We start from the raw sequence: 14,405 nt of genomic DNA on the forward strand, positions 1-14,405 counted from the left end.
GCGGGGGCCGGGCTGGGCCGGGGTGAGGAATCGGAACGTGTGACTGACGAACCCCGGCCCAGCCCGGCCCCCGTCGCCGCAGCCGTCCCATCCAAAGACCCATCCCATGCCCCAGTCAAGTCCAAAGCCCCATCCAGCGCGGGCAGCGCAGCCGCCCCACCCAGCGCTTCCAGCGCCTGAGCGAACAAACCCAGCTCGCCCACGATGGGCACGCCCGCTTGCTGCGCGGCGGCGGCCAACCCGGCCATGTCGCTGGGCAATATGCCGGGGCTGCGGCACACCAGCGCCCAGTTTGCAGTGGCAAACAGGGCGGCGTCGAAGCGGGTATGCATGCGCACGGTGGTTTGTGGCGCTTCGGCGGCCAGCACGGCGGCCTGGGGCGCGCTGGCACGGGTGTCGGCCACCGTGACCTGCGCCCCGGCCAGCGCGCACCAGCGCGCCAGCGCCAGCCCGGACGCGCCCAGGCCCAGCACCAGCACCGGCCGCCCATGCAGCGCCTGTGCCGCCGGAGCCAGCGCCAAGCGCAGCCAGTCCGGCTGGCTGGCGTTGGGCAGCGCAGCGGCCACGCTGGGGTCGAGCACAGCGGGGGCTTGGGGTGGCGGCCGGGTGTTCATCGCAGCTTCAGGGTCGAGAGGCCGATCAGGCACAGCAGCATGGTGATGATCCAAAAGCGCGTCACCACCTGGGTTTCGCGCCAGCCCGATTTCTCAAAGTGGTGGTGCAGCGGCGCCATCTTGAACAGGCGCCGGCCCTGGCCGTAGCGCCATTTGGTGAACTTGAACCAGCTCACTTGCAGCATCACCGACAGCGCCGAGGCCACGAACACGCCGCCGATCACGGCCAGCACGATCTCTTGGCGCACGATCACGGCGACGGTGCCCAGCGCCGCCCCGAGCGCCAGCGCGCCCACGTCGCCCATGAACACCTGCGCCGGGTAGGCGTTGAACCACAGAAAAGCCAGCCCGGCCCCGCCCATGGCGGCGCAGAAGATCAGCACCTCGCCGGTGCCCGGGATGTGTGGCAGCAGCAAGTAGTCGGCAAACACGGCGTTGCCGGTGACGTAGGCGAAGATGCCCAGCACGCCGCCGACCATCACCACCGGCATGATGGCCAGCCCGTCGAGCCCGTCGGTGAGGTTGACGGCGTTGCTGGCCCCGACAATCACCAAGTAGGTGAGCAGCACGAAACCGGCCACCCCGAGCGGGTAGCTCACCTCTTTGAAAAAGGGCACCATTAGCCCGGCCTGCTGCGGCAGATCGATGGTGAAGCCCGAAGCCACCCAGCCCACGAACAGCTCGAATACGCGCTGGTTGCTGCCCTCGGAGATGGCAAACACGAGGTAGAAGGCCGCCACCAGCCCGATCACCGACTGCCAGAAATACTTGGTGCGCGCGCGCATACCCTCCGGGTCTTTGTGCACCACTTTGCGCCAGTCGTCGATCCAGCCGATGGCGCCAAACCCGAGCGTAACGCCCAGCACGATCCAGACGAAGCGGTTGCTCGGGTCGAACCAGAGCAGGGTCGAGACGGTGATGGCAAACAAAATCAGCACGCCGCCCATGGTGGGGGTGCCGCTTTTGCTCAAATGGCTTTGCATGCCGTAGCCACGGATGGGCTGGCCGATTTTGAGCTCGGTCAGGCGGCGGATGAACAGCGGCCCGACCCCGAGCCCGACCAGCATGGCGGTGATGGCGGCCATGACGGCGCGAAAGGTCTGGAACTGGAACACGCGCAAAAAATCGAGGTCGGGGCTGAGGCCCTGCAACCACAAAGCCAGACTAGGCAACATGGGGCGTGCCCTCCGTGGTGGGTGTGTGAGCGGGTGCCTGTGGCTGGGCTTGCGCCTGTGACTGTGCTGACGCTGGGCTGGTGGCGGCCTGCAGCGCCTGCACCAGCCGCTCCATGCGCATGAAGCGCGAGCCTTTGACCAGCACGCTGGCGGCCTGCTCGGCGGCGGATAGCGCGGCGTGTTGCAGGGCATCCCTATCGGGGTAGGCGTGCAGGCGGCCGTGGGCTGTGGGACTTTGGGCCTGCAGGGCAGCGGCGGCGCGCTGCATCCAGTCGCCGGTGACGCAAATTTGCTCGATGCCGCGCGCCAGAGCGTGGCGCAATACTTCGTCGTGGAAGGCCAGCGCCTGCGCCCCGACTTCGCCCATGTCGCCCAGCAGCAGCAGGCGCGGGCCGGGCAGTTCGGCCAGCCAGTCGATGGCGGCGCGCACTGAGTCGGGGTTGGCGTTGTAGCTGTCGTCGATCAGGGTCTGGGTCTGCGCGCCCCGTTGCAGGCTGAGGGTGCGCGAGCGTCCGGCCACGGGCTCGAAGCCTTCGAGCCCGGCTTGGATGGCTGCCAGTGGCACCCCGGCGGCGATGGCGCAGGCGCTGGCAGCCAGCGCGTTGTACAGGTTGTGCCGGCCAGCCAGCCGCAGGCGCGCGTGCAGCGGCCCGGCGGGGGTGTGCAGGTGCAGCGCCCAGGCACCATCGACCCACTGCACTTGGGCGTGGAGGGTGGTGTTTTCGCTTCCCGGGGGTGCCCCGGCGGCGCGGGTGGGGGTGGGCCGGGGTTCGTCAGTCACACGTTCCGATTCCTCACCCCGGCCCTGCTCAGACCCGGCGGCGCGGGTGGGGGTGGGCCGGGGTTCGTCAGTCGCAGGCTCCGATTCCTCACCCCGGCCCACCCCCACCCGCGCCGCCTCCGCCTCTGCTGCCGCCGCCTCTGCCTCTGCCTCCGTTGCTTCGGGCGTTGCACCCACGGAGAAGCGCAGCACCCGGCGCGGGCCGGCGATCTGTTGCCACAGGGCGCTGTAGGTGTCGTCGGCGGGGAACACCGCCACGCCGTTGGGCGGCAGGGCTGCGAGCACGCTGCCGTTTTCGTGCGCCACGGCCTCCACGCCGGGCATGAACTCTTGGTGTTCGCGCTGGGCGTTGTTGACCAGCGCCACCGTGGGCTGGACCAGCGCGGCCAGGGCGGCGATCTCGCCGGGGTGGTTCATGCCCAGTTCCAGCACCGCCAACCGGTGCGTGGGGCGCAGGCGCAGCAGCGTGAGCGGGACCCCGATGTCGTTGTTGAAATTGCCCTCGGTGGCCAGCGCCGCTTCGCCCACTGCGGCGCGCAGCATGGCGGCGATGAGTTGCGTGACGGTGGTCTTGCCGTTGCTGCCGGTGACGGCGATCAGCGGCAACTCGAAGCGCGCGCGCCAGCGCTGCGCCAGTTCGCCCAGAGCGGCGCGGGCATCGGGCACTTCGACGCCAGCCAGCCCGGCTTCGGCCAGCCCGCGCTCGGCCACGGCCCCCACGGCCCCGGCGGCGCGCGCCTGCGCCAGCCAGTCGTTGCCGTCGAAACGCTCGCCGCGCAGCGCCACGAACAAATCGCCCGGGCGCAGGGTGCGGGTGTCGGTGTGTACGCGCAGCACTGGCGCGGTGATGCGGCCGATGGGCCGGGCACCTGCCAGCAGCGGCAGCAGTTGCAGCAGCTCGTTCACGCTGGGCTCCCCTGGGGCGGGCCCGGCTCGACCCTGGTTGCGCCGCCTTGCTCGGCCTGCCAGCGCCGTTGCAGCGCCAGCCGGCCTTGCACCACGTCGGAAAAGGGGTGGCGCACGCCAGCGATTTCTTGGTAGTCCTCGTGGCCCTTGCCGGCCAGCAAGATGATGTCGCGCGCATCGGCCATATCGACCGCCTCTTGGATCGCCTCGGCGCGCTCGGGCTCGACGATGGCGCGCACCGGCTCGCTTAAGCCGGCCTGCATTTCGAGCAGGATTTGCAGCGGGTCTTCGCTGCGCGGGTTGTCGCTGGTGAGCACCAGCCGCGCCGCTTCGCGCTCGGCCGCCGCAGCCATGAGCGGTCGCTTGCTGCGGTCGCGCTCGCCACCGCAGCCCAGCACGCACCACAGGCGCCCGCCCCGGTGCTCGGCCAGCGGCTGCAAGGCTTGCAGCGCTTTTTCTACCGCGTCGGGGGTGTGGGCGTAGTCCACCAGCAGCAAGGGCAAGCTGGCTGGGCCGTCGGTCCAGGCGGCCTGCATGCGGCCCGGCACCGGCGTGAGCGCGGCGCTGGCTTGCGCCGCCGCCGCCAAGCTGTGGCCGCCAATGCGCAGCACCGCCAGCGCGCACAGCAGGTTGCTTAGGTTGTAGTCGCCCACCACGTCGAGCGAGAGGCTGATGCGCTCGCCGGCTTGCCCAATCTGCCCCAGTTGCTCTGCCTGCCCTGGCAGCGCCTCCTGCACCACGAAGTCGATGCCGGTGGCGCTCCAGCGGCGCTCCAGCAGGCGCAGCCGCGCCGGCCGTTGCGCTTCGGGCTCGGTCGAGACCGTCCACAGATCGAGGCCGGGGCGCAGCGCCAGATCGGCCGCCAGTTCGCGCCCGTGGGCGTCGTCGATATTGACCACCGCTGCCTGCAGATTAGGCCAGTCGAACAGGGCGCGCTTGGCGGCCCAGTAGGCCTGCATGGTGCCGTGGTAGTCCAGATGGTCTTGGCTTAGGTTGGTGAACACCGCCGTCTGCAGGCGCGTGGCGTTGAGGCGCCCTTCGTCGATGCCGATCGAGGAAGCCTCCATCACCACCGTTTGCAGCCCCTGGTCGGCGTAGCGGCGCAGCAGGGTTTGCAGCGTCATCGGGTCGGGGGTGGTAAAGCCGGTGCTTTGCAAGGCTCCGCCCGCAGCCCCGGTGCCCAGGGTGCCGATCAACGCCGTGGGCTCGCCCAGCGCCTGCAACCACTGGCTGCACCACCAGGCGCTGGAGGTCTTGCCGTTGGTGCCAGTGATGGCCACCACGCGCAGCGCCGCGCTGGGCGCGCCGCAAAAGCGGTGCGCCACCTCGCCCGCCGCCGCCTTGAGTTGCGCCAGCGCCGCCACCCGGGCATCGTCGAAACCCCAGTCCTGCACCCGCTCGGCTTCGACCAGGCAGGCCACGGCCCCGGCTTGCAGCGCCGCCGCCACGAACTGGCGCCCGTCGTGGCCGCTGCCGGGCCAAGCGACGAAGGCATCGCCGGCTTGTATCTGGCGGCTGTCGCTCACCAAGCGCCGGGCACCCTTGGCTTGTAGCCAAGCCACCGCCTCTAGTGCCAAATCAAAAATCTGAATCATCCCGGCTCCTGCACCAAATCGGCCACGATGTGCGGCCGCACGTCCACGTCGGGCGCCACCCCGAGCACCCGCAAGGTCTGCTGCACGGTGGCCGAAAACACGGGGGCAGCCACCACGCCACCAAAAAACCCGCCCTCGGTCGGCTCGTCGATCATCACCGCCACCACCACGCGCGGCTGCTCGGCCGGGGCCAGCCCAACAAAGAAGCTGCGGTGCCGGTTTTCGGCGTAGCCTGCGCCTTCTTGCACCCGCGAGGTACCGGTCTTGCCCCCGACCGAAAAGCCCACCGTCTGCGCACGCTGCGCGGTGCCACCCGGCCCGGCGCTGAGGGCCAGCATGTGGCGCACCGCCTGCGCGTGCTGGGGGCCGAGCACCGGCACCCCTTGGGCCGCCTGACTGGTTTTGAGCAAGGTCACGGGCAGCAGCTTGCCGTCGCTGGCAAACACGGTGTAGGCCTGCGCGAGCTGGAACAGCGAGGTGGACAAGCCGTAGCCGTAGCTCATGGTGGCCTGCTCGATCGGGCGCCAGTTCTCGTAGGGGCGCAAGCGCCCGCTCACGGCGCCGGGAAAGGGCAGTTGCGGCCGCTGCCCAAAGCCCATGCGCGTGTAGGCCTCCCACATTTCGCGCGGCTGCATCTGCTGCGCCAGCTTGACCATGGCCACGTTGCTGGAGGCCTTCATGGCCTCGTTGAGCGTGACCACGCCCAGGCCGCGGATGTCGCGGATGGTGAAGCGGCCCATGGTCAGGCGCCCGTCGCCGGTGTCGATCAGGGTGTCGGGGCGCGCCAGCCCGCGCTCCAGCGCCAGCGCGGCCATGATGGGCTTGACGGTCGAGCCGGGCTCGAAGGCGTCGGTCAGGGCGCGGTTGCGCACCTGCTCGCCGCTCAGGTTGCGGCGCTGGTTCGGGTTGAAGCTGGGGTAGTTGGCGAGCGCCAAAATCTCGCCCGTGCGGGCATCGAGCACCACGATGCTGCCACCGCGCGCCTGGTGCTGCTGCACCGCCTCGCGCAGGCGCTGGAAGGCGAAGAACTGGATGCGGCTGTCGATCGAGAGCTGCACGTCGCGCCCATCGACCGGCGGGATGACTTCGCGCACGTCTTCGACCACGCGCCCAAAGCGGTCGCGCAGCACCCGGCGCGAACCCGGCTGCCCCGACAACTGGGCGTTGAAGGCCAGCTCCACGCCCTCCTGGCCCACGTCTTCGACGTTGGTAAAGCCCACCACGTGCGCCAGCGCCTCGCCTTCGGGGTACTGGCGCCGGTACTCTTTGCGAAAGTGGATGCCCTCGATGCCGAGCGCGCGCACCTGCGCCGCCACGGTTTCGTCGAGCTGGCGGCGCAGCCAGACGAAGGTCGGGTGCCGATCCAGCCGGCGCTGCAACTCGGCCGGTGGCAAATCCAGCAGCCGCGCCAGCTCGGGCATTTTGGGGTGCTGGCGGTCTATGTTTTCGGGGATGGCCCACACGCTCTGCGCCACCACGCTGGTGGCCAGGATCAGGCCGTTGCGGTCCAGCACCCGGCCCCGGTTCGGCGGCAGCTCCAGCGTGCGCTCAAAGCGGATCTCGCCTTGCTGCTGAAAAAACTCGTTGCCCAACACCTGCACATAGGCGGCGCGCGCGCCCAAGGCCGCAAAGACGAGCGCAAAACCGGCCACGATCAGGCGGCTGCGCCAGACCGGGGTGGCGCTGGTGAGCAGCGGGCTGGAGCCGTAGGCAATGGCGCGCTTCATGGCCGTGGCTCCGGGCTGGCCAAGGGGGTGGGGGCGGTGGGGGTGGCAACTGGCCCTTGCAGGCGCTGCACCGACCCGGCCGCTCCGGCGCCCGCCGAGCCGCCGGGCAGGGCCAGCACCTCGGTGATACCGGGGTGGATCGGGCGCATCTGCAAGCGCTCACTGGCCAGCTGCTGCACCCGCGCCGGGGCCGCCAGGGTGCGCTTTTGCACCTGCAACTGCTCGTGATCGGAGGCCAGGCGGTCGGCCGCTGCGTTGGCGCGCTCCAGCGCCACGAACAGGCGCCGTGCCTCGTACTGCTGGTGCACCAGGCTCAGGGCGCTGGCCAACAGCACCAGCAGCAACACCAGATTAAGCCGCGTCATGGCCGCTGCTCCGGTGGCTGCACCGCGGTGCGCTGGGCCAGGCGCAGCACCGCGCTGCGCGCGCGCGGGTTGGCCGCCACCTCGGCCGCACTGGGCAAGACCCGCTCCACCTGCGCCAGCGCCAGCGCCTTGGGTGCGGCCAGCGGGTTGCGGCGGTCGTAGGCGTCTTTGGCGTGCTGCGCCATGAACTGCTTGACCAGCCGGTCTTCCAGTGAGTGAAAGCTGATCACCACCAGCCAGCCGCCGGGCTTGAGCACGCGCAGCGCGGCGTTTAGCGCGTGTTGCAGCTCCTCAAGCTCGGCGTTGATGAAAATCCGAATAGCCTGAAATGTGCGCGTTGCAGGGTCCTTGCCCGGCTGGCGGGTTTTGACCGCGCCAGCCACGATTTGGGCCAGCTCGGCGGTGGTTCCAATAGGGCCCCGTTCCTGTCGGCGACGATCAAGCGCCTTTGCAATCGATTGAGCAAACCGTTCTTCGCCGTATTCACGTATCACCTCCGCAATTTCTGCAATATCTGCCGCGGCCAGCCACTCGGCTGCGCTCTGGCCCCGGGTCGGGTCCATGCGCATATCGAGCGGGCCGTCGTGGCGGAAGGAAAAACCCCGGGTGGGGTCCTCGAGTTGGGGTGAGCTCACCCCCAAATCCATCAAGATGCCGTCGGCGCTGGCCTCGGGCAGCTCCGCCAGTGCGGCAAAGCCCTGGTGGCGCACCGCGTGCAGCCGGGCATCGCTGGCCGCCAGTTGCCGCGCCACCTCGATCGCCTGCGGGTCTTTGTCGAACACCGTCAGGCGTCCGGCGGCCGACAGGCGCGCCAGAATCGCCCGCGCATGGCCGCCGCGGCCAAAGGTGGCGTCGATGTAGCGCCCGTCTGCTTGCACGTGCAGCGCATCGACTGCTTCGTTCAACATGACGGTGCAATGGGCTAGGGGCTGTTGCACCGGCGGCCCCTAAAAAGAAAAGTCCTTCAGGGCCTCGGGCAGCTCGCCCTGCATCGCCTGCGCCTCTTGGGCCGCGTAGGCTTGCGCGTCCCAGAGCTCGAAGTGGTTGCCCATGCCCAGCAGCACCGCCTCTTTGTTCAGGCCAGCGGCGGCACGCAGCTCGGGCGCGATCAGCACCCGTCCGGCGCTGTCGAGCTCGCAGTCCATGGCGTTGCCCAAGAAGATGCGCTTCCACCACTGCGCCGACATGGGCAGCGCGGCGATGCGCTCGCGAAACTGCTCCCACTGCGGGCGCGGAAACACCATCAGGCAGCCGTGTGGGTGCTTGGTGATGGTGAGCTGCCCGGCGGCGCACGCGCTCAGCACATCGCGATGGCGCGTTGGCACGGCCAAGCGACCCTTGGCGTCGAGACTGAGAGAGGATGCACCTTGGAACACAGCGGAATGGCCTTTTGACCCACTAATCACCACAAAAACACACTTTTCACCACTGTAGCACCAAATCCCAGCCGCGCCTAGTCCGCGTTACACTTTTTTCAAATGAAATCAAGCCGTTAGGGCCTGATTGCAAGCCAACTTTAAAGCAAAAGTCAAGCCTAATGAAAGGCTTACAAGCCACATCAAAAGTTGTTTATGAAGCTTTTTGGCAGCCCGGCTGCTCCAGGCAAGCGACCACGCCGGCGCGGCACCCGAGCGGGTTGCGAGCGCAGAATCACACGCGCAGCGCGTGCATCGAATACAGCGGCGCGCCGCTCCAAGGCAGGCTCCAAGCCTCGGCGGCCCAGCCGAACACCCCGTAGCACTCGGCGACGCTGCGCGCGGGGCACCACAGGCGCAAACGCGGGTGCGCTTGCAGCAGTTCGTCGCTGTGCTGCAAGCCCCAGCGGAACTCGGCCCCGCTCGGCCCCACGCTGGGGCTGTGGCGCGCCTGCCCGATGCCCCGATGCGAGATGGCGTCGAGCACCAGCACCGAACCGGGCGCGGCGCGCTCGGCAAACTCGGCCAACAGCGCCCGCACGCGCTCGGGCGGCAGGTACATCAGCACGCCTTCGCAGAGCAGCCACAGTGGGCCACCGGCGGCCAAGCGGTCAAGTTCCAGCGCATCCCACCAGCCGTCGCGGGCCATGTCGATGCTGGCGTTGTGGCGGCGCCCGCCCTGTTCCGGCAGCAACTGCTCGCGCAAGGCCAGTACCTCGGGCAGATCGGCATCGAGCCAGCGGTTGCGGCCGTTGTCCAGCCACTGAAAGGGGTTGGACAGCCCGCAACCCAAGCTGACGCCAGCCGCGTGCGGGTGGCGGGCAAAAAACGCCTGCCCCCACGCTTTAAGCACCAGAGTGCGCCAGAGCACATTGAGCATCACCAGCCGGTCTTGCAGCAGCGGCGCCACCTCGGTTTGCAGGCAGCCCAGCAGGTGCGCCGCGTCGGCGTCGTGGCAATCCAGCCACGGGTAGCAGCGGGCGCCGTAGGCGCGCGCCACCAGCGGGATCAGCAAGGTCGAGCGCACCGCCTGCAACTGCGTCAGGCGCACCGTGCAACCCGGCGGCACCGCACCGGGCGGACAGTGGCTGCGGCCGCAGCTTCTCAGGGATGTCTCCATGGTGCAATGGTACGCCCAAGCACCGCTCTGCGCTACAAAATATAGCGCGACAAATCCTCGTTGCGGCTCAGCGCCGCCAGCCGCGCATCGACCATGGCGGCATCGACCGTGACTTCGGTGCCGCTTAGGCGCGCGGCGTCGAAGCTGACTTCGTCGAGCAGGTGCTCCATCACGGTGGCCAAGCGGCGCGCGCCGATGTTTTCGGTGCGCTCGTTGACCTCGTAGGCAATCTGCGCCAGCCGCGTGATGGCGGCCGCGTTAAACACCAGCGTCACGCCCTCGGTGGCCAGCAGGGCCTGGTACTGGCGCACCAGGCTGGCGTGGGTTTGGGTGAGAATGGCCTCGAAGTCGGCCACGGTGAGCGATTGCAGCTCGACCCGGATCGGCAGCCGCCCTTGCAGCTCGGGGATCAGGTCGCTGGGCTTGCTCAGGTGAAAGGCGCCGCTGGCGATGAACAGGATGTGGTCGGTCTTGACCGGGCCGTATTTGGTGGACACGGTGCAGCCCTCGACCAGCGGCAGCAGGTCGCGCTGCACGCCCTGGCGCGAGACTTCGGCGCTCGATTGCCCGTCGCTGCGGCTGGTGACTTTGTCGATCTCATCGATGAAAACGATGCCGTTTTGCTCGGCGCTCTGGATCGCTTGCAGCTTGATTTCTTCTTCGTTGAGCAGCCGGCCTGCTTCTTCGTCGATCAGCAGACGGCGCGCTTCGGCGATTTTGAGCTTGCGCGTTTTGCGTTTGTGGCTGCCGATCTGCGAGAACATGCCGCGCAACTGCTCGGCCATTTCCTCCATGCCCGGCGGCGTCATGACTTCGAGCTGCGGCTGTGTGGCGGCGAGTTCGATTTCGATTTCGCGCTCGTCGAGCGAGCCTTCGCGCAGCTTTTTGCGAAACACCTGGCGCGTGGCGTTGTCGCGCTCGCGCTCGGGTTCGGCCCCCAGCGGCCCCTCGTGCCGGGGCGCGGGCAGCAGCGCATCGAGCAGGCGCTCCTCGGCGGCGTCTTCGGCGCGGGCGCGCACCTTGAGCGCAGCCTGCTCGCGCGCTTGCTTGACGGCGATGTCCACCAGGTCGCGCACAATGCTGTCCACGTCTTTGCCCACGTAGCCGACTTCGGTGAACTTGGTGGCTTCGACCTTGATGAAGGGCGCCCCGGCCAGCCGCGCCAGGCGGCGTGCGATTTCGGTCTTGCCCACGCCGGTGGGGCCGATCATGAGGATGTTTTTGGGCGTGATCTCGGGCCGCAGCTTGGGCTCGACCTGCTGGCGGCGCCAGCGGTTGCGCAGCGCAATCGCCACGGCGCGCTTGGCGGCTTTCTGGCCGATGATGTGGGCGTCGAGCTCGGAGACGATCTCCTGCGGGGTCATGGCAAAGGACATGGCTTAGAGCACCTCGACGGTGTGGTTCAGGTTGGTGTAGATGCACAGCTCGCCCGCCACCTGCAGCGACTCGCGCACGATCGCTTCCGCGCCCAGCTCGGTGTGCGCCAGCAGCGCCCGCGCCGCCGAGAGCGCATAGGCCCCGCCGGAGCCGATGGCCACGATGCCGTGCTCGGGCTCGAGCACGTCGCCATTGCCGGTGATGATCAGGCTGGCGCTGCGGTCGGCCACGGCCAGCATGGCTTCGAGGCGGCGCAGCACGCGGTCGGTGCGCCAGTCGCGCGTGAGCTCGATGGCGGCGCGCTGCAAATGGCCCTGGTGCTTTTCCAGCTTGGCCTCGAAGCGCTCAAACAGGGTGAAGGCGTCGGCGGTGGCGCCGGCAAAACCGGCCAGCACCTGCTCGCGGTAGAGCTTGCGCACCTTGCGCGCCGTGCCCTTGACAACGATGTGGCCAAGCGTGACCTGGCCGTCGCCGCCGATGGCGACTTGCACCCCAGCCGGGGTGACGCGGCGCACGCAGACGATGGTGGTGCCGTAGAGCAGAGCGGGGTCGTGGGGATGTGGGTTCATTGGAAACGCGTTCAGTATTGCCGCAGGCGCAGGGTGGCGATCTCTTCCAGGCCCACGGTGTGAAAGTAGGCGGCCAGCAACCGCGACAGGCCGTGCAGCTCCACCTCCACGCCACGCTGGCGGGCGGTGAGCAGGCATTGCATGAGCGCGCTGGCAGCGGGCAGATCAACCCGCAACAGCCCCCGGCAGTCGAGGACAAAAGGCGCGCCCGGGGGGTGCTGCGCCAGGGCTTGGTCGAGCGCATTCCAGACTTGGGCATGGCCGGCGCCTAAGCTGCCCGTGAGCGCGGGCGCCGCCTGCTCCATCACGGTCAAGGCCGCTGGCCAATCGGCCAGCCGCGTGTGGTCCAAGCCCGTTGGCGCACCCGCCGGCACCGGCAGGCCCGGCCATGCCAGCGCATCGGCTGCGGCTGCAGTGGGCGCGTTGGGGGTCGGGGCGCTGGCGCGCCCCAAAGCGGCCGTCGCTGACGCCGCCGCATCGGGCAGGCTGTCGGCCGGCACGTAGCCGCACAGGGGTTGCTCCCACTCCGGGGGCAGCACGCCATAGGTGACGCAGTAGTCCAAGGCGGCCAGGTCGAACTCGTCGCGCCGGCGCATCAGGCACAGCAAGGCCAGCCGCAAATGCCACCAGACCGCATCGTTTTCGCTGCGGCCCGAGGGCGTGCTGGCCTTGAGGCGCCGGCGCAACACCGCCGCCCCGACGAAATGCAGCTCCAGCGCACGCTGCCTCAAACCCTGCACCAGCACCAGCAAGGCCTCGGCCGCGGGCAAATCGGCCGACAACAGGCCGGTCCAGTCCAGCCATTTGACCGAATGGGGGCCCGCCAAGGCCTGCTCCAGCGTGGCCACGGCCTGGCCATCGAGGAACAAGGGGCAGACCCAGACATCGGGCAAGGCATGGGCCGCCCGCGGCTGCTCGGAAGCGCCTAGGCTGGCCGCCGACTCGCTGGGCCAACGCGGCACCGGCGTGCTGAAGCGTTCGGCAAACTCGGCGGCAAACTCATCAAACGCCTCGAATTCCCCGCGCGCATGAAAGAAATCGAGCAAGGCCATGGCCGCCACCCGCGCCGACAGCGACTGCGGGGCTTGCACCATCCGGTCGCGCAAAGCGCGCTCCACCGCATCGTCTTGCCCCTGGGCAAAGGCCTGGGCCGCTTGGGCCAGCACCGGGTCGGTCAAGGCGCCCGACAAACCTTGCGTGGTGGACTGGGCCTCTTCGGCCACGACATCGATCGGCAGCGCTGGGGCGGGCTTGGAGCGGGCGCGCAAATGCTGGGACTGGCTCAAGTCGCGGTCTATGGCCTGGGCCAAGCGGGCGCCCGCAATGCGCGTCCCGCGCGCCGCTGTCGCTTGGCCGCGCTCCAGCCAATGCTGCGCCATTTGCGACTCGATGCGAGCGATTTCGCTCATGGTGCGGTTTCTGGCGGTGCCAGGCCCCGCATCGAGCTTCATGGTGGACGACAGCGTCGACAGGCCGCTCAAGCCCGAACTCGGGGCGGGCGAGCCGTCTTGCTCTTGCTTCAACCAGCGTGCGCGCATGAGCTCGCGCAAGTGGTTGAGCTCGTTGTTGCGCACCCGGTCGTTGCGGCGTTTGCGCGCGACGGCCTCCTTGAGGGATAGGCGCTCGGCATCGGGACCGGGCACCCCAGCCACCTCGGGCGGCGCACCGGGCGCCGCCGACGGACGCGCCCAAGCGCCGCCGAGACGTTCCAGCCAACTGCGCGGGGGCGGGGCATTTTGGCTCATCGTGGCCTTGTTGCTACACCCGGCATGCCTGCTCAGCCGCCTTTAGTCGCCAAACAATTTTTGCTTGAGCTCGCGGCGTTGTTGCGCCTCGATCGACAAGCTGGCCGTGGGACGCGCGAGCAGCCGGCCGACCCCGATCGGCTCGCCGGTTTCGTCGCAGTAGCCATAGTCGCCGGAATCGATGCGGGCGATCGATTGCTCAATTTTCTTCAACAATTTGCGCTCGCGGTCGCGCGTGCGCAACTCCAGCGCGTGCTCTTCTTCGATGGTGGCGCGGTCGGCCGGATCGGGCACCACCGAGGTGTCTTCGCGCAGGTGCTCGGTGGTCTCGCCGGCGTTGACCAGAATGTCGCGCTTGAGCTGCTGCAACTTGCGCCTAAAGAAGGCCAGCTGCACCTCGTTCATGTACTCGGCGTCGGGCATGGCCAGCACGTCGGCGTCTGAAAGCTGATCGAGCGGCACGGTTTTCCAGTTGCTGCTCAGCTTGGGGTTCTTTTTCGGGCTCATGGGCGTGATGGCCACCAGCACCCGCTCGGGGCTGGGGCTGAACACCGCCTTGGCTGCCCCCGGGTCGTGCGAGGGCTCTACGGCTTGGCTCATCTGGGCCTGCATGGCGGCCTGGGTGGCGCGCTTGTTGACCGACGGCAGCCGCACTTCGCTGCCGACCTTGAGCACCTCATCGGGTGCGGCCTGGGAATCGGGCTTGGCGCTGGCCTTGGAGCCGGATTTGACTGGGCGCTTGGCAGGCGCAGCGGCAGCGGCGTCCACTGCCTCTGCAGTTGGGGCGGATTCTTTCACTACAGGTTTCCTCTCTGGGGCCGCAGATGCGGCCGGGGCGCGTCCTCGCTCCTTGGCCGCGCGCGCTGGCGGGACCGCCGGCGCGTGCTCACAAGAAACAAAAGGGCCCGATTGTACGGCTTGACCCAAGTCGGCGTCGGCGTCGGCGTCGGGGCCGGCCTGGGCCGTCGGGGCGGGCCCTGCACGCTCGGTGGCATAAGGCCAATTGGTGTAAGGCT

At 68.8% G+C, this 14,405-nt stretch carries 12 protein-coding genes and 1 pseudogene; all 13 read right to left on the minus strand.

Annotation, left to right across the window (positions count from 1 at the left end; all coding sequences use genetic code 11):
- Positions 1-614 (minus strand): annotated as a pseudogene (locus SRAH_RS13150) (hypothetical protein); the annotation flags it as partial.
- On the minus strand, positions 611-1,789 hold the full coding sequence (mraY, locus tag SRAH_RS09205; protein WP_029463060.1) for a phospho-N-acetylmuramoyl-pentapeptide-transferase: 1,179 nt from the start codon (positions 1,787-1,789) through the stop codon (positions 611-613). The gene mraY and the pseudogene SRAH_RS13150, both read right to left, overlap by 4 nt.
- A complete protein-coding gene (locus SRAH_RS13055; protein WP_232841032.1) occupies positions 1,779-3,467 on the minus strand; it encodes a UDP-N-acetylmuramoyl-tripeptide--D-alanyl-D-alanine ligase in 1,689 nt (562 codons plus the stop codon). The genes mraY and SRAH_RS13055 overlap by 11 nt, the downstream gene beginning before the upstream one ends.
- 5 nt (positions 3,468-3,472) lie before the next feature.
- Positions 3,473-5,071 (minus strand): UDP-N-acetylmuramoyl-L-alanyl-D-glutamate--2,6-diaminopimelate ligase, encoded by a 1,599-nt coding sequence (locus SRAH_RS09215; protein ID WP_029463062.1) that lies wholly within the window; start codon positions 5,069-5,071, stop codon positions 3,473-3,475.
- On the minus strand, positions 5,068-6,798 hold the full coding sequence (locus SRAH_RS09220; RefSeq protein ID WP_029463063.1) for a peptidoglycan D,D-transpeptidase FtsI family protein: 1,731 nt from the start codon (positions 6,796-6,798) through the stop codon (positions 5,068-5,070). Before SRAH_RS09220 ends, SRAH_RS09215 begins: the two co-directional genes overlap by 4 nt.
- On the minus strand, positions 6,795-7,163 hold the full coding sequence (gene ftsL / locus SRAH_RS09225; RefSeq protein WP_045477002.1) for a cell division protein FtsL: 369 nt from the start codon (positions 7,161-7,163) through the stop codon (positions 6,795-6,797). Before ftsL ends, SRAH_RS09220 begins: the two co-directional genes overlap by 4 nt.
- Positions 7,160-8,101, minus strand: coding sequence for a 16S rRNA (cytosine(1402)-N(4))-methyltransferase RsmH (rsmH, locus tag SRAH_RS09230; protein ID WP_149028967.1), 942 nt, complete (start codon positions 8,099-8,101; stop codon positions 7,160-7,162). Before rsmH ends, ftsL begins: the two co-directional genes overlap by 4 nt.
- Before the next feature lie 9 nt (positions 8,102-8,110).
- Positions 8,111-8,539 carry a division/cell wall cluster transcriptional repressor MraZ gene (gene mraZ / locus SRAH_RS09235; protein WP_029463066.1) on the minus strand — a complete coding sequence of 143 codons (429 nt, stop codon included), beginning with the start codon at positions 8,537-8,539 and terminating at the stop codon, positions 8,111-8,113.
- Positions 8,540-8,813: 274 nt separating this feature from the next.
- Positions 8,814-9,698 carry a class I SAM-dependent methyltransferase gene (locus SRAH_RS09240; protein ID WP_082210151.1) on the minus strand — a complete coding sequence of 295 codons (885 nt, stop codon included), beginning with the start codon at positions 9,696-9,698 and terminating at the stop codon, positions 8,814-8,816.
- 32 nt (positions 9,699-9,730) lie between these two features.
- Complete coding sequence (gene hslU, locus SRAH_RS09245; protein ID WP_029463068.1) at positions 9,731-11,074, minus strand: ATP-dependent protease ATPase subunit HslU; 1,344 nt, start codon at positions 11,072-11,074, stop codon at positions 9,731-9,733.
- Between the two features lie 3 nt (positions 11,075-11,077).
- On the minus strand, positions 11,078-11,644 hold the full coding sequence (gene hslV / locus SRAH_RS09250; RefSeq protein ID WP_029463069.1) for an ATP-dependent protease subunit HslV: 567 nt from the start codon (positions 11,642-11,644) through the stop codon (positions 11,078-11,080).
- 11 nt (positions 11,645-11,655) lie between these two features.
- Positions 11,656-13,389, minus strand: coding sequence for an STAS domain-containing protein (locus SRAH_RS09255; protein ID WP_029463070.1), 1,734 nt, complete (start codon positions 13,387-13,389; stop codon positions 11,656-11,658).
- Between the two features lie 42 nt (positions 13,390-13,431).
- The gene (gene dksA, locus SRAH_RS12100; RefSeq protein WP_076607015.1) at positions 13,432-14,187 is read right to left on the minus strand and encodes an RNA polymerase-binding protein DksA; all 756 of its coding nucleotides are present in this window, start codon (positions 14,185-14,187) and stop codon (positions 13,432-13,434) included.
- Positions 14,188-14,405: the final 218 nt, after the last annotated feature.

This window comes from Serpentinimonas barnesii (genome assembly GCF_000696225.1).
Lineage (GTDB): Bacteria > Pseudomonadota > Gammaproteobacteria > Burkholderiales > Burkholderiaceae_C > Serpentinimonas > Serpentinimonas barnesii.